13 protein-coding genes are annotated in these 20203 nt (G+C 70.7%); 7 read left to right on the top strand and 6 right to left on the bottom strand.

What is annotated here, in order from left to right; genetic code table 11:
* The first annotated feature begins 52 nt into the window (after window positions 1–52).
* A complete protein-coding gene (locus tag ACK4YQ_RS05985; RefSeq protein ID WP_409609266.1) occupies window positions 53–1720 on the top strand; it encodes an amidohydrolase in 1668 nt (555 codons plus the stop codon).
* Window positions 1721–1722: 2 nt separating this feature from the next.
* Here the strand turns inward: ACK4YQ_RS05985 and ACK4YQ_RS05980 are convergent, their stop codons facing one another.
* Window positions 1723–2805, bottom strand: a complete 1083-nt coding sequence (locus ACK4YQ_RS05980) for a tyrosine-protein phosphatase (protein WP_409609264.1) — start codon at window positions 2803–2805, stop codon at window positions 1723–1725.
* Between the two features lie 14 nt (window positions 2806–2819).
* On the bottom strand, window positions 2820–5678 hold the full coding sequence (locus ACK4YQ_RS05975; RefSeq protein ID WP_409609262.1) for a TonB-dependent receptor: 2859 nt from the start codon (window positions 5676–5678) through the stop codon (window positions 2820–2822).
* A gap of 212 nt (window positions 5679–5890) precedes the next feature.
* Here ACK4YQ_RS05975 and ACK4YQ_RS05970 point away from each other — a divergent pair, with 212 nt between their 5' ends.
* Window positions 5891–7093 carry a TetR family transcriptional regulator gene (locus ACK4YQ_RS05970; protein WP_409609260.1) on the top strand — a complete coding sequence of 401 codons (1203 nt, stop codon included), beginning with the start codon at window positions 5891–5893 and terminating at the stop codon, window positions 7091–7093.
* Here ACK4YQ_RS05970 and ACK4YQ_RS05965 read toward each other — a convergent pair.
* Together ACK4YQ_RS05965 and ACK4YQ_RS05960 are read right to left on the bottom strand one after the other, a co-directional pair.
* Window positions 7090–8676, bottom strand: a complete 1587-nt coding sequence (locus tag ACK4YQ_RS05965; RefSeq protein WP_409609258.1) for an ATP-binding protein — start codon at window positions 8674–8676, stop codon at window positions 7090–7092. The genes ACK4YQ_RS05970 and ACK4YQ_RS05965 overlap by 4 nt on opposite strands.
* Entirely contained in the window at window positions 8673–9404 is a 732-nt protein-coding gene (locus ACK4YQ_RS05960; protein ID WP_409609256.1) for a response regulator, read from the bottom strand. Before ACK4YQ_RS05960 ends, ACK4YQ_RS05965 begins: the two co-directional genes overlap by 4 nt.
* Window positions 9405–9603: 199 nt before the next feature.
* Between ACK4YQ_RS05960 and ACK4YQ_RS05955 the strand changes: the two genes are divergently transcribed.
* Entirely contained in the window at window positions 9604–12828 is a 3225-nt protein-coding gene (locus ACK4YQ_RS05955) for an autotransporter domain-containing protein (RefSeq protein WP_409609254.1), read from the top strand.
* Between the two features lie 16 nt (window positions 12829–12844).
* Here the strand turns inward: ACK4YQ_RS05955 and ACK4YQ_RS05950 are convergent, their stop codons facing one another.
* Together ACK4YQ_RS05950 and ACK4YQ_RS05945 are read right to left on the bottom strand one after the other, a co-directional pair.
* A complete protein-coding gene (locus ACK4YQ_RS05950) occupies window positions 12845–14371 on the bottom strand; it encodes an aldehyde dehydrogenase family protein (protein WP_409609252.1) in 1527 nt (508 codons plus the stop codon).
* Between the two features lie 13 nt (window positions 14372–14384).
* Entirely contained in the window at window positions 14385–15485 is a 1101-nt protein-coding gene (locus tag ACK4YQ_RS05945; protein WP_409609250.1) for a saccharopine dehydrogenase NADP-binding domain-containing protein, read from the bottom strand.
* Between the two features lie 128 nt (window positions 15486–15613).
* On the opposite strand from ACK4YQ_RS05945, the gene ACK4YQ_RS05940 reads away from it, so the two are divergent.
* The 4 genes from ACK4YQ_RS05940 (at window position 15614) to ACK4YQ_RS05925 (ending at window position 20197) form a co-directional block, all read left to right on the top strand.
* Entirely contained in the window at window positions 15614–16039 is a 426-nt protein-coding gene (locus ACK4YQ_RS05940; protein ID WP_409609248.1) for an Lrp/AsnC family transcriptional regulator, read from the top strand.
* 311 nt (window positions 16040–16350) lie between these two features.
* Window positions 16351–18261 (top strand): methyl-accepting chemotaxis protein, encoded by a 1911-nt coding sequence (locus ACK4YQ_RS05935; protein WP_409609246.1) that lies wholly within the window; start codon window positions 16351–16353, stop codon window positions 18259–18261.
* A gap of 59 nt (window positions 18262–18320) precedes the next feature.
* Window positions 18321–19913: a methyl-accepting chemotaxis protein gene (locus tag ACK4YQ_RS05930; RefSeq protein ID WP_409609244.1), complete on the top strand. Its 1593-nt coding sequence runs from the start codon at window positions 18321–18323 to the stop codon at window positions 19911–19913.
* Window positions 19913–20197: an STAS domain-containing protein gene (locus ACK4YQ_RS05925; RefSeq protein WP_409609241.1), complete on the top strand. Its 285-nt coding sequence runs from the start codon at window positions 19913–19915 to the stop codon at window positions 20195–20197. The genes ACK4YQ_RS05930 and ACK4YQ_RS05925 overlap by 1 nt, the downstream gene beginning before the upstream one ends.
* Window positions 20198–20203: the final 6 nt, after the last annotated feature.

Raw genomic sequence — 20203 nt, 5'->3', positions numbered from 1 at the left:
CAGGGGCTCGGCGTGCTTGGAGGGCGGGGACGCCACGGCTAGGCTTGGCGGCATGCGAACCCTGCTCCTTGGCCTTTGCGCCGCCCTCGCCCTTTCCACGGCCGCTGCGGCCGAACCTGCGGACGCCGTCTTCTGGGGCGGGCCGATCTACACCGCTCGCGATGCGCAGCCGAGGGTCGAGGCGGTGGCCGTGGCCAAGGGGCGGATCGTCTACGCCGGCGACCGCAAGAGCGCAAAGGCCATGGTGGGACCGAAGACGCAGGTGGTCGACCTGAAGGGCGCGGCGATGTTCCCCGGCTTCACCGACGCCCACGCCCACCTGCGCGGGATCGGCGAGCGGGAGCTGACCCTGAACCTCGAAGGCTCGAAGTCCGCCGCCGAGGCGATGGGCCGGCTGAAGGCGCACCTGGCCAAGCATCCCGGCACAGGCCCCCTGGTCGGCCGCGGCTGGATCGAGACCGGCTGGCCGGAGGGCCGCTTCCTGATCCGCCAGGACCTGGACGCCGTGGCGCCCGACCGGCCGGTGCTGCTGGTCCGGGCCGACGGCCACGCGCTGGTGGCCAACAGCGCGGCGCTGCGCGCGGCCAGCGTCACCCGCGACACCGCCGCCCCCGACGGCGGGGCGATCCTCAAGGACGAGGCGGGCGAGCCCACGGGCATGCTGGTGGACAACGCCATGGGCCTGGTTCGGGCGCTCCGCGCCCAGCCCAGCGAGGCGGACAGGCTGGCGGCCTACCGGGCGGCCTTCCAGGTGGAGACCCGCTACGGCTGGACCGGCGTGCACAACATGAGCGTGGACTGGGCCGACGTCGCCCTGCTGGAAGGACTGGCCGCCAAGGGCGAAGCGCCGCTGCGCGTCTATAATTTCGTGTCCGGCGGCCAGGCCGAGCCGCTGCTGAAGGCCGGCCCCCGGGCCAGCGCCGACGGGCGGGTCACCACACGGGCGATCAAGCTGTTCTCGGACGGGGCGCTCGGCTCGCGCGGGGCGGCGCTGTTCGAGCCCTATGCCGACGCTCACGAGACCCGCGGCGCCTTGGTGACCCAGCCGGAGGACATGGCGCCGATCATGGCCGCCGCGCTGAAGGCCGGCCTGCAGGTCGGCACGCACGCGATCGGCGATCGCGGCAACGCCGTCACGCTCGATCTCTATCAGACGATGTTCGACGCCGTTCCGCCGGCTGAGCGCAAGCTCGCCGCGCCACGCTGGCGCATCGAGCACTCGCAGATCGTCCGGCCCGGGGACATTCCGCGGTTCGCGGCGATGGGTGTGATCGCCTCCATGCAGCCGAGCCACGCCATCGGTGACTTCCACTTCGCCCCCGCACGGCTCGGCGAGGAGCGGCTGAAGGGCGCCTACGCCTGGAAGAGCCTGCTCGACAGCGGCGCGGTGGTGGTCGGCGGCTCGGACGCGCCGGTCGAACGCGGCGATCCGCTGATCGAGTTCTACGGAGCCGTCGCCCGAAAGGACCTTAAGGGCTTCTCCGCGCCCAACTGGCATCCGGAGGAGACGCTGAGCCGGGCCGAGGCGCTGAAGCTCTTCACCTCCGCGGCGGCCTACGGCCGGTTCGCCGAGGACGACCTGGGCACGATCGAGCCGGGTAAGCGCGCCGACTTCAGCGTCTTCTCCGTCGACCTGATGACCGCGCCCGAGGCGGAGATCCCCAAGGCCCGCGCCGTCATGACGGTGGTCGACGGCGCGGTGGTCTACGAGGCGCGCTGAGCCTATTCGAGATAGCGGGCCCGCAGGGCGGCGAGGTCGGCGGCGGTGACGCCGAGCTCCTTGTCCAGGAAGCCCTCGACCGATCCGTACTCGGCCGTCAGGGCGTCGAGCGTGCTTTCGATGTAGGCCGGCTCCGAGCCCATCAGCGCCTGGATCACGTCGGGCGGCAGCTTGGCCAGCATGGCCGTGGAGGGCGAGCGGCCGAGGTCCGGAGCCGCCGCCGGGGGCGCGGCGGCGAGCAGCGGCGCGCTCATCGCGTAGTCGGCGACCACCGTGGGGCGCGGCACGCCGAGCGCCGTGAGCACCAGGGCCGAGCCGACGCCGGTGCGGTCCTTTCCGGCGGTGCAGTGCATCAGCATCGGGGCGTCGCCCTTGATCAGGCGACGGAACATCGCCTTGTACTCGCCGGCGTAGGCCTTCGGGGTCTCGGCGTAGAACTTGATGAAGTTGGCGCGCACGACCTCTCCAGTCGGCGGGCCGTCGCCGAACAGGGCGCGCATGTTGATGTCGAGATTGGCCTTGGGCGAATTCAGGAACTTCGGCGCCTGGCCCTGCCAGCGGGTCGGCTCCTCGGCCCGCTCCTGATCGGTCCGCAGATCGCAGACCAGGCGCACGCCCAGGCTCCTGACGACGCGGTAGTCGTCGGCCGTAAGGCCCGCCAGCGAGTTGGAGCGGTAGATCAGGCCCCATTTCACATGGCGTCCGTCGGCCGTGGCGTAGCCGCCCAGGTCGCGGAAGTTCGCGGCGCCCTGCAGGGGCACCACGCGGGCGGCGGTCCAAAGGCCGGTGCGGGCGGCGTCGGGGCGAACATAGAAGTAGGGCCGGACCCCCTCGCCAAGCGGCGCAGTGAAGCTAGCCCTGCCGTCGGTGTCGTCGTCAGCCAGGCGCTTGAGTTCGCGGGCGGGGGCGTCGGGGCGGCCGGCCACGAAGACGTCGACCGGGGCGCCGGGCCTGGACGTGCTCCAGCTCAGCTCGTAGGTCCCGCCCTGGCGCTGCACCTGCGCGCTCGTGAGCACCGGCGCCGGCGCGCTCGCCGCCGCCAGCAGGATGGCGGCCGGAAGGACCGCCAGCAATCTGCGCGTCATGGAACCCTGTCTCCTCAGAAGTTGAAGCGGACGCCGGCCATGAAGCGGCGGCCCACGCCTTCGGTCTCGATCGGCCGCGACTCCTTGCCCTGGTAGCGCTGGCCGATCTCGTCGGTGAGGTTGTTGGCGTCGAAATAGACCGTCAGGCCGTCGCGCACCTGGTAGCGGAGCGACAGGTCGAGCTGTTCGGTGGCCGCCCAGTAGGTCTCGTCGGTCGCATCCACGCTCGGCTCGTCGAGCCAGGCGTCGCGCCACTGATAGGACAGCCGCGCCGAGACGCCGTAGTTCTCATAGAAGATCGAGGCGTTGAGGATGGTGTCCGAGAGGCCCGGATACTTGGACGTCGCGCCGCCCGGCGTCTTGAAGTCGCCGTCGAGGAAGGTGACGTTGCCCTGGAAGCCGAAGCCGTCGAACGGCGCCGGCAGGAAGCGCCACTGCTGCAGGTAGGCGAACTCGACCCCTGACATCTTGCCGTCCGAGCCGTTCAGCGTCGTGGTGAACTCATAGCCCGTGCGGTCGAAGCCCGTGGTGTCGTAGGTGTCGTCGGCGATCAGCGTGGTGGCGTCGAAAATGACGTCGTCGACCTTGCGGTAGAAGGCCGAGACCGACGCCAGGCCGGCGCCGGGCAGGTACCACTCCAGCGCCGCGTCCAGGCCCCAGGCGCGTTCCGGCTCGAGCGTCGGGTTGCCGCCAGTGATGGTCTCAGCCACGTCGTTGACCGACACCCCGGTGCGGATCTCGCCGAAGGAGGGCCGGGCGACGCCGCGGATCAGGGCCACGCGCGCCTTCACGTCCTCGGTGACGTCATAGTTCACGTGCACGGACGGGAAGATGTCGGTGTAGTCCTGCTCGACCACCAGGGGCGTAGCGGTCGCGCCGGCCACCAGGGCCCCGGCGCTCTTCACCTTCACGCTCTCGACGCGCACGCCGGCGAGGATCTCCCAGGGTCCGGAGGTCCACTTGTTCTGTCCGTATGCGGACCAGATGTCTTCGGTGACCGAGAAGCGATCCTGCGGGGTGACCACCGTGGAGGGGTCGAAGAGGCCCGCGGCTACGGCCTTGTCCATCAGCACGTCGAGGTCGTCGCGCAGGCCGATGTTGTCGACCTCGTAGACCGCCCAGCCGCGCTGGAAGTCGCTTCGCCACTGGCCGGTCGTGATGCGGGGCGTCACGCTCCAGCTCGTGCCGAGGGTGCGCGAGATGGTGGTCAGGTTCGGCACCGAGCCCGGCAGCCCAGAGAAGGTGTTGCCGTTGGCCTTGCGCCGGTCGAGCTTCAGCCCGCCCTTGAACTGCGACGCCGCGCCGAACGAGGTCCAGTCGCGGGCGACGTCCACCTGGCCGGTCCAGGAGTCCGTATTGGTCTCATAGATGATCGGGATGAAGACGTCGGCGGCCGAGCCCGTCTGCGGCAGGGCGCTCAGGGCGGCGCCGCGGGTGAAGGTCGCCCCCGGGACCGAGCTGTAGAGCTGCAGGTTCGGAACGCCGCTGGTGGCGTTGGTGTAGACGAGCGAGAGGCGGCCCGTCGGCAGCAGGAAGTTCTGCTGGATCAGCGGCAGGTAGGCGCCGGAGTCGGTGTGGGTGTAGTTCAGCCGCCAGGACACGTCGAACCCCATCACGTCGGGATGATCGCCGCCCAGGGTGTTGGTGAAGGTGTCGTCGTAGTAGCGGCCGTATTCCCAAGTCGCGGTGTAGCCGGCGCCGTCCACGAAGCCGGAATCGGCGCCGCGGTTGGCGGGCGACTGGGTGAGGGCGCGCGAGAGCTGAAAGTCGTACTGGTTGCGCTGCTCGCGGTCGATGAACTCCGAATAGAGGCTGTCGAAGAAGATCCTGCCGCCGCGGTCGGGCCGGTACTCGATCCGGAGTTGGCCGGCGTTGTTCTCCCGCTCCAGGCTGTAGGAGCGGAAGCTGAAGTCGTCGGGCGTGTCGCTGTTCCCGTCGCGGGTCCAGTTGATCTCGCGGTTGTCGGTGGTCTGGTTGCGGCGATAGTGGGCCAGGGCGGCGGTGACGCCGACGTGCTCGCCCGACCAGGACACCCGGCCGGAGAACTGCCGCTGGGGCCCGCCGCCCAGCTCCATCTCGCCGTAGCCGGCGTCGCCGGAGACGTGGAAGCCCTTCTGGTCGAAGGGCGAGGCGGTGACGATGTTGATGCGCCCCGCCAGGGCCTCGGCGGGCTGGTCGGGCGTGAGGGTCTTGTTGATCTCCAGGGTCTGGATGACCACGGCGGGCACGGAGTCGAAGCGGAACACCCGCTCCTCGGCCCCCAGCACGTTCATTCCGTCCACGGCCACGACGGTCCACCGCTCGGGCGCGCCGCGGAGCTGGACGTACCGCTCCTGGCCCTGGTCGCGCTCGATGGCCACGCCAGGGACGCGCGACAGGGCGGCGGCGGCCGACTGGTCGGGGAAGCGGCCGATGGCGTCGGCGGCGACGATGCTGACGATATTGTCCGCCGCCCGCTGCTGGGCGATGGCGGCGGCCTGGGAGGCCACGATGGGGCTGGCGGTGACGACCAGCTCGGAGACCTCCTCGGCGCCGGCCATCGACAGGGTCACCGTCTCCAGTTGCGCCTGCGGCGCGATCACCGAAATGCGGCGGTCGGCGTGGCCCGGATAGCTGATCAGCAGCTCGTGGCGGCCGGCGGGCAGGTTCAGGCTGAACACGCCCTCGCGGTCGGTCACCACCGCGAGGCCCAGCGCAGGGACCCGGACACGGGCGGCGGCGAGGTAGGCGCCGGAGGCGTCGACGACCCGGCCGCGCACGCTCGCGGCCGCTGCGGTCTCGATGGTCTGCGCCGCGGCGGGCGCGGCCAGCGGCGCGGCGGCCGCCGTGGCCAGGAGCAGGGCCTTCGCGGCCGGAATGAGATGACGGAACATGAGACCCCCTCGTCGAAACGCGGGGCGTCCCTAACATTTGGTACGATTGTACAGCATGAAGCTTCCAAGAACTTTTGGAGTATGAACCGTCATATCGACGTCATACGTGGGGCTTCGCGCGCTTTCCACGCACGGGGAGGGCCGACACCCACGCCGGTTTGATACGTTTGTACATCGTTGCCAGATCGGACGGACCGGACCAAACAGGACCCATGACCAACGCCCCGGACGATTCCCGAGCTCATCCGGCCGAGCGGCTGGCCGAAGCCGCGCTCGAACTCTGCCTGGAGCGCGGACTGGGCGCCCTGAGCGCCCGGTCTCTCGCCGACCACTCCGGCTTCGCCCCCTCGGCGATGACCTACCACTTCGGCGGCCGGGCCCGGCTGGTCCGCGAAGTGCAGTCCCGGACCCTGGCCGCGCTGGAGGCCTGGCGCGCCGGCCAGTCGGACGCGCTCTCGGCGCCGCAGCCGGCCTGGCTGTCGACGTCGGCCTGGGCCACCGCGAGAATCGAGCACCTCCTCGCCTCGCGCCGCACGCATCTGGCCCTGCAATGGGAGCTCGAGGCCGAGGGAGAACTGGGCGACGACGTCCTGCGCAAGGCCGCCGCGGACGAGATCGCCGACATGCACCGCTTCTGGGTCGAGGGCGCGCGCCGCACCGGCGCCGAACCTGCGGCCGCGGAGGCCTGGGCCAACCTCGCCGAAGGCCTCGCCTCCGCGCTGACGCCGGAGCCGGAGCCTCACCGCCGCCTGAGCTGGGTGTTCGACGCCGCCGTGCGCCTTGACGCGCGCCTGCGTGGACGGGAGGTGGGGCCGCCGGTCGCGCCGGGCCTCGACGCGGGATCGCGCCTGGCCCAGGCCCCCGAAGCGGAGGGCGCGCGCAAGATCCTCGACGCGGCGCTGCGCGTGGTCGCCGAGAAAGGCGTCGACCGGCTGACCCAGCGCGACGTGGCCACGGCCGCCGGCGTCTCCCTGGCCGCGACGACCTATTTCTTCCGCACCAAGAGCGAGCTGCTGCACGCGGCCTTCAACGAGCTGCATCGGCGCGTTCGGGCGCAGGTGCTGGAGGACTTCGCCCAGGGCGAGGAGGGCCTGAGCCCGCCTGGCATCGTCGACGCCGACAGTCCGATCGCCTGGAGCGTCCGGGCCATGGAGGCGCTGCACCGGGCCGCGGCCCGCGACCCCGGCCTGCAGCTCCTGGCCCGGGACCTGCTCTCGACCCGGGGAGCGACCTCGCTGCCGATCCTGCATGGCCACGGGGCCGCCAGCGCCGACGCCCTGGACGCGTTCATCTGGTCCACGAGCATGTCGGCGGTGCTGCGCCGACTGTGGGTGCTGCCCGCAGGGGACCGCGCCGAGGCGCTGCGCGCGGCGGGCCGCCAGCAACTGCGCGTGATTTTCGGGGTGGGAGCCTAGAGACCCTTCGCCGACGCCCGCAGGGGCAGCCGGACGCGGCAGATCAGTCCTCCCGACGGACGGTTGATCATCACCGCGTCTCCGCCGTGCGCACGGGCGATGGATCGGACGACCGCCAGACCGAGGCCCATGCCGCCGGTCTCGCGGTTGCGCGAGGCCTCGCCCCGATAGAACGGCTCGAACACCCGCTCCAGGTCGTGGCTGGGCAGGCCCGGGCCGTTGTCGATCACCTCGACGACGGCCTCGCCGCCTTCCCGGCGCAGCTCGACCGTGACTTCCGTGGCGAACTTGACGCCGTTGCGGATGAGATTGTCGAACAGGCGCTTCAGCCCGATCGGGTCGCCGTGCACCACCGCGTCGCCGAGGTCGCCCGTGCGGACCTGGTGCCCCTCCTCGGCCGCGTCGTCGACGAGGCTCTCCAGGAGGGACGGCAGGTCCAGGTCCACGCGCACGGCCTTGGTCGTGGAGTCGCGCACGAACGCCATGGTGGCGCCGACCATGGCGTCCATCTCCTCGATCTCCCTCGCCAGGCGCAGGCGCAGGTCCTCCGTCGGCGTCTCCAGCAGGAAACGCATCCTGGCGAGCGGCGTGCGCAGGTCGTGGGCCACCGCGCCCACCAGGGTCGTGCGGTTCTCGATATAGCGCTGCAGGCGCTCCTGCATGCGGTTGAACGCCTCGCCCGCCATGCGCACCTCCGCCGGCCCGGAGATCTCAAGCTCGGAGGCGCTGGGATCGCCGCCGAGCCGGTCGGCGGCCTCGGCGAACCGGCGGATGGGCGCGGCCAGCCAGCGGGCGTAGATCCACGCGAGCGGCACGCACAGCGAGGCCGTGATCGCCAGCCACAGAAGAATGCGCTGCTGCCAGGGCGTGGGGAAAGGTTCGCGGCTCTGCACCACCAGCCAGCTGCCGTCGGCCTGCATCAGGCCGACCTTGAAGGGCGCGATGAGCGGCGGATCGCCGGCGAAGGCCACGGTGCGGGGGCCCGCCCCCGCGCCCACCACCGCCAGGCCGCGCCCACCCGGCCCGGTCACCGTGCCGACGATCTCGCGCGGTGCGGCGAAGCCCTGCTCCGGCGGCGGCCTGGCGGGCATGAACAGGCGATCCTGCGGCGGCGGCGGTTCGCCCTCGATCGGGCCGCGGGACTCGCGGGCGCGGCGGGTCATCCGGAAGATGAAAGGCAGGGACCGCGCCGTTTCGAGCTGGATATGGTTGGTCGGCACGCCGAGGCGTTCGGCGAGCGCCTCGACCGCCGCCCGGTCGAGGGGCGTCTCGAAGCGCTGGGCGGCCTGGACGCCACGGTCGAGAGGCGTCTCGAAGCGCTGGGCGGCCTGGATGCCGCTCGTCTGCGGCGCGCGCGAGCGCACCTCCACCTTCATCGTCTCCAGGGCCTTGGCCGAGCTGTCGCCCTTCAGCACCTGGACCACGTCGTCCAGCCGGTAGATCTCCGGGCGCGGCGGGGGCAGCAGGAGCAGCAACGCCGCGTTGGCGACCTGCACGATCACCACCAGGGCGAGCAGCATCGCCAGCACCTGGACGAAGAGGCTGACTGCACCCCTGCGCCAGAACGGCGGGCGAAGCTTCACCCGCGCACGACCTTGGGCATGAACATGTAGCCCGCCTTGCGGAAGGTGCGGATCAGGCTCTCCGACCCGTCGCCCAGCTTGCGGCGCACGCGGCTGATCTGCACGTCGATCGAGCGGCCGTCGGCGTCGCCGGTGCCCTGCATGGCTTCGGCCAGTTGCTCGCGCGACAGCACGACCTGGGGCTGGTCGAGGAAGGTCTTGAGCAGCATGAATTCGCGATTGGCCAACGGAATCACCACCTGGTCCGGGGCGGTGAGGCTGCGGCTGATCGGGTCGAGCCGCCAGCCCTCGAAGGTGTAGGGCGCATGGGACGGGGAGCGAGACAGGGCCGGCTCCCGCTGGCGGCGCAGCACGGCGCGCACCTGGGCCAGCAGCTCGCGCGGACTGCAGGGCTTGGCCAGGTAGGCGTCGGCCCCCAGTTCGAGGCCGACCACCCGGTCCGTCTCCTCGCCCATGGCGCTGTGCATGATGATCGCCGGCCCGTTGCGGTCCGCCAGGCGACGGCAGACGCTGAGGCCGTCCTCGCCCGGCATCATGACGTCGAGGATCACCACCTCGATGCCCGGCTCCTCGGCCAGGACGCGGTCCATGGCCGCCGCGCCGACGGCGGTGCGCACATGGAAGCCGTGGGTCTTCAGGAAGTCGCTGAGCAGGTCGCGGATGCGGGGATCGTCGTCGACGACCAGCACCGAGCCGGCGCCTGGGGTGGATAGCCTCTGTGTGTCCATGGACGCCTCCATCTCAGGCGTGATTGGCCCGGGCGTTTCCGGATCGTAGGCTTGCCGCAAGTGTCTGTTACATTTCGCCGGTGCAACATGCGGCGATGTAACACAGCGCCGCGAAAGCCGGCGCCTGACCCCACGCCCCGGCAAAACACGAGCAATACGCCGCCTCGACCAAGGACCCCCTTGCGAACGAGGTCCCTTGATGCGGCGCCCCCCCTTGAAACCCGCCCTGCTCGGCCTGTCGTCCCTGCTGATCGCCGCCGAGGCCAGTGCGGAGACCCAGATCACCAGCGCGCGCACAACCGCGGTCGCCACCTCCACCGCCGCGGACGGCGCGGCCGACGACGTGACCATCACATCCGACGGCTCCATCACCCTGGACGGCGGCGTGGCGGTCACCCTCGACAGCGACAATGCGGTGGTCAACGCGGGCACGATCACCATCGAGGACGCCGACGGCGCGGTGGGCGTGTCCGCCCAGGGCGGCCGCACCGGACCCATCACCAACTCCGGGGCCATCGTCATCGACGAGACCACCGACATCGAGGACACGGACGAGGACGGTGACTACGACGGCCCCTTCGCCACGGGCGCCAATCGCTACGGCATCCGGATCACGGGCGACGAGCCGTTCAACGGGTCGATCGTCAACTCTGGCTCGATCACGGTGGAAGGCGAGGACTCCGCGGGCGTCTCCACCGAGACCGACCTGTCCGGAGCCATCGATTCCTCCGGCACCATCGCGGTCACGGGCGACCGTTCGGTCGGCCTGCGCGCCACCGGCACGGTGACCGGCGACGTGAGCCTGACCGGCACGATCAGCGCCGTGGGCGAGGACGCCCAGGGGGTCGACCTGCAGGGCCTCGTCGGCGGGACCGTCACCATCCAGGGCAGCATCACCTCCACGGGCTACCGCTCGACGTCGCGCTCCTCGGACGAGGACGTGCTCGAGGCCCTGGACTCGGACGACCTGCTGCAGGGCGGCGCGGCGCTGACCATCAGCGGCGACGTGCAGGGCGGCGTGCTGCTGGACATCCCGCCCAGCGACGACGACGAGGACGTGGACGACGAGGACGGCGACGGCGTCGACGACGACGAGGAGGGGACCGCCTACGTCACCTCCTATGGCGCGGCGCCGGCCATCGAGATCGGCGCGGTCGGCCGCGACATCAGCATCGGGAACGTCGGCGAGGGCGAATACGCCTACGGCCTGGTGATCAAGGGCGTGGTCGGCGCCTACGGCGTCTACGACGGCGTGCCGGCCGAGGCCCTGCGCATCGGCGTGGACGGCGGGGGCAAGGTCGATCTGGGCGGCGGCCTGTCGGTATCCGGCAGCGTCCTGGCTTCGGCCTACGACGCCGACGCCATCAGCCTGCACCCGAACCCGGGGGCGGTGGTTCCGCAGATGACCATCGAAGGCACGGTGTCGTCCTCGATCATCTCGGAGGATCATTTCACGGCGGCGGCCATCCTGATCGAATCGGGCGCGACGGCCGGCTCGCTGGCCAACGCCGGCTCGATCACCGCGAGCGTTTCGGGCGAGACGGGCGACGCCATCGCGATCCTCGATCGTTCGGGCACGCTGACCAGCATCAGCAACACCGGCTTCATCACCGCGACCATCTCGCCCACGGACGATGACGACGACGGCGACGACGACGACACCGACGCCGACAACGAGGCGGTGAGCGGACGCACCATCGCCATGGACCTGTCGGCCAACACCACCGGCGTCAGCTTCGTGCAGACCGGGGTCGACGACGGCGACGACAGCGACGACGGCGTGGCCGACGACGACGAGGACGAGGACGGCGTCGACGATGCGGACGAGCCGGCCGTGGTCGGCGACGTCTACTTCGGCTCGGGCGACGACAGCATGCAGGTGCTGAACGGCACGGTGACCGGCGACATCGCCTTCGGCGCCGGCGCCAACAGCCTGGTGATCGACGGCGGCGCCAGCGTCGAGGGCGCGGTGACCGCCTCGGCCGGCACGCTGGCCCTGACGATCGGGGCCGGCGACCTGCGGATCGAGAACACCGGCGCCCTGGACCTGGAGACCCTGAACCTCGGATCGGAGTCGACCCTGATCCTGACCATCGATCCCGAAAACGACGCCTATACGGCCCTCGACGTGGCCGGGTCGGCGAGCATCGCGGACGGCGCGAAGCTCGGCGTGCAGCTCAGCTCATTCCTGGAGGACGAGGCGAGCTACACTCTGGTCACGGCCGGGGCGCTCACTTCGGAGGGCCTGGACTCCAGCCTGCTCGGAGAGATCCCCTACCTGTACAGCGCCTCGCTGATCGCCGACACGGCGGCGGGCACGATCGACCTGCACCTGGACCGCAAGTCACAGGCCGAACTCGCCCTGCCCGAAACCACCGGCGCCGCCTACGACCCCATCGTCTCGGCCATGGTCCTGGACGAGGAGGTGCGCGACGCCTTCCTGGCCCAGATCGACCGCGCCGGCTTCATGGGCGTCTACAATCAGATGCTGCCCGACCACCAGGGCGCGGTCGCCGAACTGGTCGCCGCCAGCGGCAAGGCGGTGAGCCGGGCCGTGGAAGACCGCCAGGGCCCCGACGCCGGCGGCTTCTGGCTGCAGGAGACGGCGGTCGCCGTGGCCCGCGACGACCTGGCCGACGACCCCGGCTACACGGCCTGGACCCTCGGGCTGGTGGCCGGCGCGGAGACCGGCCGCTTCCCGATCGGCGTGGTCGGCGCCACGCTCGCCGGCACGTCCGGCAAGGTGGACAATGAGATCGATGTCGCCGGCGACTCCATGGTCGTCAACACCGTCGAGCTCGGAGGCTACTGGCGGCTGGTGAACGGAGGCTGGGCGCTCAACGCCCGGGCGGCGGGCTCCTGGGTCGGCGTCACCAACCAGCGCGCCGTGGCGGTCTACGACAGCGACGATGTCCGGATTCTGTTCCGCAACACCAAGGGCAAGTGGTCGGGCGCCGCGCTCTCCGGCCGCCTCTCCACCGGCTACGAGATGCGCTATGGGCGCTACTACCTGCGCCCGACGGCCAGCCTGGACTATTTCTGGCTCCGCGAGGACGGCTACACCGAAGCCGGCGGCGGGGACGCGATCGACCTGACGGTCGAGGAGCGCACCTCCCATCGGCTGGACGGCTTCCTTGGCGTGGCGGGCGGCGCCCGCTTCGGCGACGACGGCTGGTGGGGACCCGAGGTTCAGGCAGGCTGGCGCACCGTCAGCGGCGAGAACGGCAAGACCATCGGCCGCTTCGTCTCGGGCACGGACGACTTCACCCTGCTCGCCGACGAGGTGACCGGCTCGGGTCCGGTGATCCGCGGGGCCGTCAAGGGCGAGGATGTCGGCGCCGCCTTCGCCGTGGAAGGCGGCGCGGAGATGCGCGACGACCTGGCCGTGTTCGACCTGCGCCTGGCCGCCCACTTCCGCTTCTGATCAGACCGGGCGGCGGTCAGATGTCGAACACCACGCCCTGCGCCAGCGGAAGGCCCGTCCCGTAGTTCAGGGTGTTGGTGGCCCGGCGCATGTAGGCCTTCCAGCTGTCCGAACCGGCTTCTCGGCCGCCGCCGGTCTCCTTCTCGCCGCCGAACGCGCCGCCGATCTCGGCGCCTGAAGGGCCGAGGTTGACGTTCGCGATCCCGCAGTCGGACCCCTCGGCGGAGATGAAGCGCTCGGCTTCGCGCATATTGAGGGTGAAGATCGCCGAGGACAGGCCCTGGGGCGCGGCGTTCTGCAGCGCGATGGCCTCGCCAAGGTCGCGGTACCTCATGACGTAGAGGATCGGGGCGAAGGTCTCACGCAGAACCACCGGCGCCTGGCCGGGCATCTCCACCAGCGCGGGGCGCACATACGCGCCGCCTGCATCCCCCACGGGTTCGCCGCCGCAGACGAGCCCGCCGGCGGCGCGGGCCTCGCCCAGCGCGCACATCATGGCCTCCTGGGCCTGGGCGTCGATCAGCGGGCCCACAAGGACGCCGGGCGTTCGCGGATCGCCGACGCTCGCCGAGGCGTAGGCGGCCTTCAGCCGCGGCAGCAGGGCCTCGTACACGTCCTCGTGCACGAACAGGCGGCGAAGGGTGGTGCAGCGCTGGCCGGCCGTGCCCATGGCGGCGAAGGCCACCGCGCGCAGGGTCAGGTCCAGGTCCGCCGTGGGCGCGACGATCGCGGCGTTGTTGCCGCCGAGCTCCAGCAGGGCGCGGGCGAAACGCTGTGCAAGGCGCGGCCCCACCGCGCGGCCCATGGCGGTGGAACCGGTGGCGGACACCAGCGGGACCTTCGGATGGTCCACCAGCGCCTCGCCCGCCTGCCGTCCGCCGAGGATCACGCAGCTCAGGCCCCTGGGGAACTCGGGGCCGAAGCGCGCCGCCGCGCGATCGACGGCGGCCTGAACGGCAAAGGCCGTCAGAGGCGTCTTCTCCGAGGGCTTCCAGACCACGGCGTCGCCGCACACCAGCGCGAGCGCCGCGTTCCAGGACCAGACGGCCACGGGGAAGTTGAAGGCCGAGATGACCCCCACCACCCCTAGGGGATGCCAGGTCTCCATCATGCGATGGTCAGGCCGTTCGGTGGCGATGGTCAGGCCGAAGAGCTGGCGCGACAGGCCCACGGCGTAGTCGCAGATGTCGATCATCTCCTGAACCTCGCCGAGGCCTTCGGAGACGACCTTGCCGGCTTCCAGGGTCACCAGGCGGGCGAGGTCCGCCTTGGCCGCGCGCAGTTCCTCGCCGAGGAGGCGCACGAATTCGCCGCGACGGGGGGCCGGGACCTTGCGCCAGGCCAGGAAGGCGGCCTGCGCCGCCTCGACGGCGGCCGCCACATCCTCGGGAGTGGCGTCTTTGACCATGGCGATCGTCTCGCCCGTGATCGGCGAGGTCACCGGGCGTTCGCCGGCGGCGTGCAGGCCGGGCGCGACCCCCAGGCGGTCGAGGACGGCAGCGGCCTCGGCCGCGGCGGAGGCGATCGGCGTCTGGATCGTCATCGTTGGCTCCGGATCAGGCGATGCGGCGAGCGGGCTCCTCCGGCGCATAGCACCGGCCGAAGCGGTTGTTCAGGAACTTCTCCAGGGCGATGTCCTCCTGACGGACGAAGCCCCGCGCCGGCAGGGCGCCTTCCGCAAGAAGGTCGAGAACCGCGCAGATGGCGCCGGCGGTGGTCACCTGGATCGCGCAGCGCAGAGCGCCGCCGATCACCTGGCCGTAGATGCGGTTGACGTAGGTCTCCTGCATGAGGCGGCCGCCGCGCAGGCCGCTGACCGTGACGAAGACGATCACCACGTCCTGCAAGGTCGCGGGCACCGCGTTCTCCAGGATGTCCTTCAGGAGCGCGCGCCGGTTCCTGAGGTTCAGGTCGTTGAGCAGCGCCTTCATGATCGAGGCATGGCCCGGATAGCGGATGGTGCGGTAGTTGAGGTTGCGCACCCGGCCCTGCAGCGACTGGCAGAGCGTGCCGAGCCCGCCCGAGGTGTTGAACGCCTCGTAGGTCACGCCGTCGAGGGAGAACTCCTCGCACTCTTCCAGGGCCGGAACTTCGCGCAGGCGGCCGTCTACGATCGCCTCGCAGGGCTCGCAGTACTCGTTGATGACCCCGTCGGTGCTCCAGGTAAGATTGTAGTTGAGGGCGTTCGACGGATAGCGCGGCAGGGCGCCGACGCGCAGGCGCACGTCGTGCAGCTCGTCGAAACTGCGGGCCAGGTCGGCCGCGACGATGGTGATGAAGCCGGGCGCGAGGCCGCACTGGGGAATGAAGGCTGTCCGGCCATCCTGCGCCAGGTCGCGCACCAGCCGGCTGGAAGCCACGTCCTCGGTCAGGTCCAGGTAGTGGGCGCCGGCGGCGGCGGCGGCCTGGGCGATCCGGGTGGTCAGGTGGAAGGGCGCGGCGTTCAGCACGGCGAAGTGGCCGTTCAACTGCGCGGCCAGCGCACCGGCCTCGTCGATCTCGACGGCGAGCGGACGAACGGCCGGCCGCGCGCGGATCGCGGCGAGCTGGGCGTCCGACTGATCGAGGACGGTGACCTCGTAGGACCCGGAGTCGGCCAGAAGGTCGACGATGGTCGATCCGATCTTGCCAGCCCCCACGACGGCGACCTTGCGCATGTCCGCGGCTCCCTTTGGCTTCGGTGCAGCACAAGGCTCAGCCGGCTCTGCGTCGGAATCAATTGCCAAGTCGGCGGTATGGAGGGAACCTTTCGTCGTTATGACGAACTTTTCGGGCGGAATGCGCAATGGACGATCTCGATCAGCACCTACTGGACCGCCTGCGCGAGAACGCCCGGGCGCCGGTGGCCGAACTCGCCCGCGCGCTCGGCCTGTCGCGGACCACGGTGCAGAGCCGGCTGGCGCGGCTGGAGCGCAGCGGCGTGATCGCCGGCTACGCGGTGCGGCTGTCTGAAGCGGCCCAGGGCGGCCAGATCCACGCCTTCGTCATGCTCACCGTCGAGCCGAAGCAGGCGGCGGCCGTCACCGCGGCCCTGCGCCGCCTGACCGGAGTTCGCCGGCTGCAGTCGGTGAGCGGCCCTTTCGACATGATCGCCGCCGTGGAGGCCTCCTCCGTGGAGCGGATGGACGCCCTCATCGACGAGATCGGCGCCGTCCGCGGGGTGGAGCGGACAAACTCTTCGATCGTACTTTCGACCAAGTTCGACCGGTGATTGACTGAACCGCGATCACCTTCGTGAGACCGCCCGGCGCGTCTGCGCCAGATTGCCGCAGACGCGCCGTGAAATCCGGGAAAATCCCGGAGAATCCGCTGACTAGGTCAGCCGGGAGCCCTTTGGTAACCCTTTTTTCAAGCCGCGCCCCCTAGCCCTTGGACAAGCCGTCGGCGGGAGGTCCGCGCCGACGAGCCGCCTAGAACGGCGGCGCGGCGGCGCCCGTGGGAAGCGCGCGCTGCGCCCTGGTGCCGGGACCCCTTGTTTGCCCTGTCAGCGGCGCGCGGACGCGCCGCGCCTGGAGCCCCGTCATGATGTTCGACAACCTGAAGATCTCGCGAAAGCTGGGCATCAGCTTCGCCGCCATCACCCTCACGATCGCCGCCATGGGCGCGGTGACCCTGATGAACCTGCGCGCCCTGGACGAGGCGCGGGCCGCAACCGCCCAGAGCCGCGATTCGATGGTCGCCTTGACCGAGGCCAAGTTCTTCCTGGCGCGCCAGGAGAACAGCTTCCGCGGCTACCTGCTCAGCATCGATCCCTACTACATCGACCGCGCCAACAAGCACCGGGCCAACTTCAAGGCCCGGCTGAAGACGCTGCGCGATGTCAACGGCGACCCGGTGGTGGACGCCAAGGCGACCGAAGCCGAAGCGGCCGCCGACAAGTGGTTCGCCACGATCGTCGAGGACGGCGCGCGCCTGGCGAGCGATCCGGCGACCCATGCCCAGGCCGTGGCCCTGGTGGGTCCCGACGGCGTCGCCGACGAGCTGATTGCGCCGGCCGAAGACGCCATGGACGCGATCGTGGAGATTGAGACCAAGCGAAGCGCCGACATCAGCGCCATGCAGCAGGCGACGACCCGAAAGGCCTATGTCGTGATGCTGTCCGGCGTCGCGGTGGTGCTGCTGATCGCGGTGGTGCTCGGCTGGGCGCTGAGCCGCGCCATCGCCGGGCCGGTGTCGATGATGACCCGAGCCATGCGGCGCCTGGCGGATGGGGACCACGACGTGGAGGTGCCGGCCGCCAATCGTCGCGACGAGGTGGGCGAGATGGCCGCGGCGGTGGTGGTCTTCAAGGAAGCCGCCATCGCCAAGCTGCGGCTGGAAGGCCAGACGGTGGAACAGCGCCGCGCCGCCGAGGCTGAGCGGGCCCGCAACGAGGCCGCCAAGGCCGCCGCCGCCGAAGCCCAGGCCAAGGTGGTGGAAGCCCTCGCCCGCGGCCTCGAGCGGGTCAGCCAGGGCGACCTGACGGCGCGCCTGACCGAGGCCTTCCCCGAGGACTACGTCAAGCTGCAGAACGACTTCAACGCCGCCATGACCCAGTTGCAGGACGCCATGAAGGTGGTCGTCGGCAACGTGGCGGGCATCCGCTCGGGCATCAGTGAGATCACCCAGGCCTCCGACAATCTGGCCCGCCGCACCGAACAGCAGGCCGCCAGCCTGGAGGAGACCGCCGCGGCCCTCGACCAGATCACCGTCACTGTCCAGAAGACGGCCCAAGGCGCCAAGCAGGCCTCCGGCGTCGTGGTCGCGGCCCGGGGAGACGCTCACGCGTCCGGCGAGGTGGTCGCCAACGCCGTCGCGGCGATGAGCGAGATCGAGCAGTCCTCGCGCCAGATCAGCCAGATCATCGGGGTGATCGACGAGATCGCCTTCCAGACCAACCTTCTGGCCCTGAACGCGGGGGTCGAGGCGGCGCGGGCGGGCGAAGCCGGCCGCGGCTTCGCCGTCGTCGCCTCCGAGGTGCGGGCGCTGGCCCAGCGCTCGGCCGAGGCGGCCAAGGAGATCAAGACCCTGATCAGCGCCTCGACCGAGCAGGTGGAGGCCGGCGTCGATCTGGTCGGCAAGACCGGCGAAGCCCTGCAGCGCATCGTCACCCAGGTGGCGGAGATCGACGCCCTGGTCGCCGAGATCACGGCCAGCGCCCAGGAGCAGGCTTCCGGCCTCGCCGAGGTGAACACGGCGGTGAACCAGATGGACCAGGTCACCCAGCAGAACGCCGCCATGGTCGAAGAGACCTCCGCCGCCGCCCATGGGCTCAACACCGAGGCCGACAGCCTGAGCAGTTCGGTGGCCCGTTTCAGCATCGGCGAGGCCGCATCCGCGGTTCCTGCCCCCCGCCCCACCGCGCGTCACGCGGTTCCGCAGATGCGCGCAACCGGCACGGGTGGCGCGGCGCGCAAGATCGAGCCGGCGAGCGATGGTTGGGAAGAATTTTGAAACCAAATCACCAAGCAATGGCGGCGGGGAAGCTGTGCCGTTGATTTGGGGGCGGGGTAATGAGTGCGAATGCGGCGCGGGACGAGGAATTCGTCCTCCAGCGTCACTTGGATTTTTTGCGGCTGGACGGCGAGGCGCGTTCTCGTCTGGCGGATCTGAAACCCAGCATCGACGCGGCGCTCCCCGCGGCCATCGCCAGCTTCTACGATCATCTTGGCAAGTTTGCCGAGACCAGTCGGTTCTTCAGCGACCCGGCGCACATGCAGGCGGCCGGCCGCCGCCAGATCGAGCACTGGGGGGAGATCACCACCGGCCGGTACAACGAGAGCTACGTCGGCGCCGCGGTGAAGATCGGCCAGACGCATGCGCGCATCGGCCTGGACCCGCAATGGTACGTCGAGGGCTACGGCCTGATCATCGAGCAGCTGGTCCGCGCGGTGCTGCAGGAATCCTGGCCCAAGGGCCTGGGCGCCAAGAGCCGGCGGCGCGAGCGGACGATCGACGGCGTCAGCGCCCTCATCAAGGCCGGCCTGCTCGACATGAGCGTGGTGCTGGGCGTTTACCAAAGGACATCCGAACAACAGCGTGCGGCCGCCGAGGCCGAGCGCCGTCGCCTGCAGGCGGAGCAGACGCTCGTGGTTGAGGGGCTGAAAGTCGGGCTGGCGCAGTTGGCCGCAGGCGACCTCGGCTTCCGGCTGACCGAGCCGTTCCCGGCGGCCTACGCCCAGTTGCGCGACGACTTCAACGCCGCGATCTCGCAGCTGGAAGACGCCGTCGCGGTGATCGACGCCAATGTGGCGGCCATACGGGCCGGCGCCGGCGAGATCGGGCAGGCCGCGGACGATTTGTCGCGCCGCACCGAGCAGCAGGCGGCGAGCCTGGAACAGACCGCCGCGGCGCTGGACGAGATCACCGCCACGGTCAAGCGCGCGACCGAAGGCGCGACCCAGGCCGACGCGGCGGCCCGCGCCGCCAAGGCCGACGCTGAGGAGAGCGGCGCCATCGTCCGTGACGCGGTCGCCGCCATGGGCGAGATCGAACAGTCGGCCAAGCAGATCAGCCAGATCATCGGGGTGATCGACGAGATCGCCTTCCAGACCAACCTTCTGGCCCTGAACGCCGGGGTCGAGGCGGCGCGGGCGGGCGAAGCCGGCCGCGGCTTCGCCGTCGTCGCCTCCGAGGTGCGGGCGCTGGCCCAGCGCTCGGCCGAGGCGGCCAAGGAGATCAAGACCCTGATCACCGCTTCGACCGAACAGGTCGGCTCGGGCGTGGAGCTGGTCGGCCGCACGGGCGAGGCCCTGTCGCGGATGGTCGGCAAGGTCGGCGAGATCAGCCAGCTCGTGGCGGAGATCGCCCATTCGGCCCGCGAGCAGGCCGAAGGACTGCATCAGGTGAACCTCGCCATTAACGAAATGGATCAGGTCACTCAGCAGAATGCGGCCATGGTCGAACAGTCGACCGCCGCCAGCCACGCGCTGGAACAGGAGACCGACATGCTGGCCCAGGGCGTCGCCCGGTTCCGCATCGCCAACAGCCGGACGGCGCCGCAGCGCCGGCCCGCTCGCGCGGCCGCGCCGGTGCTCAAGACCGTCGGGGCGCGCGGCCAGTCCGCGGCGCTCCGCCCGAAATCCGACGAATGGGAGGACTTCTGATGACGGACGAGGCCCAATCCGCCGCCACTGTCAGCCTGCCGGCCATTCTGGACCTGCAGGCGGCCGATCCGCTGCGCGCCGAGTTGCTGGCGCTGCGCGGCCGCCCGCTCGAGATCGACGCGTCCCAGGTCGCCCGCATGGGCGGCCTTTGTCTGCAAGTGCTGCTTTCCGCCCGCGCTGCGTGGGAGGCCGACGGTCTGCCGATGCGCATCGACCAACCTTCCGAAGCCTTCGTCGAGCAGATGGCGGCCTTCGGCAATCCAGACGTTCACGTCCAGGCCTAAGAGGGG

Source organism: Phenylobacterium sp. (assembly GCF_046291545.1).
Lineage (GTDB): Bacteria > Pseudomonadota > Alphaproteobacteria > Caulobacterales > Caulobacteraceae > Phenylobacterium.
The sequence above is the reverse complement of the archived record's forward strand: the minus strand, read 5'-3'. Positions and strand labels throughout refer to the sequence as shown.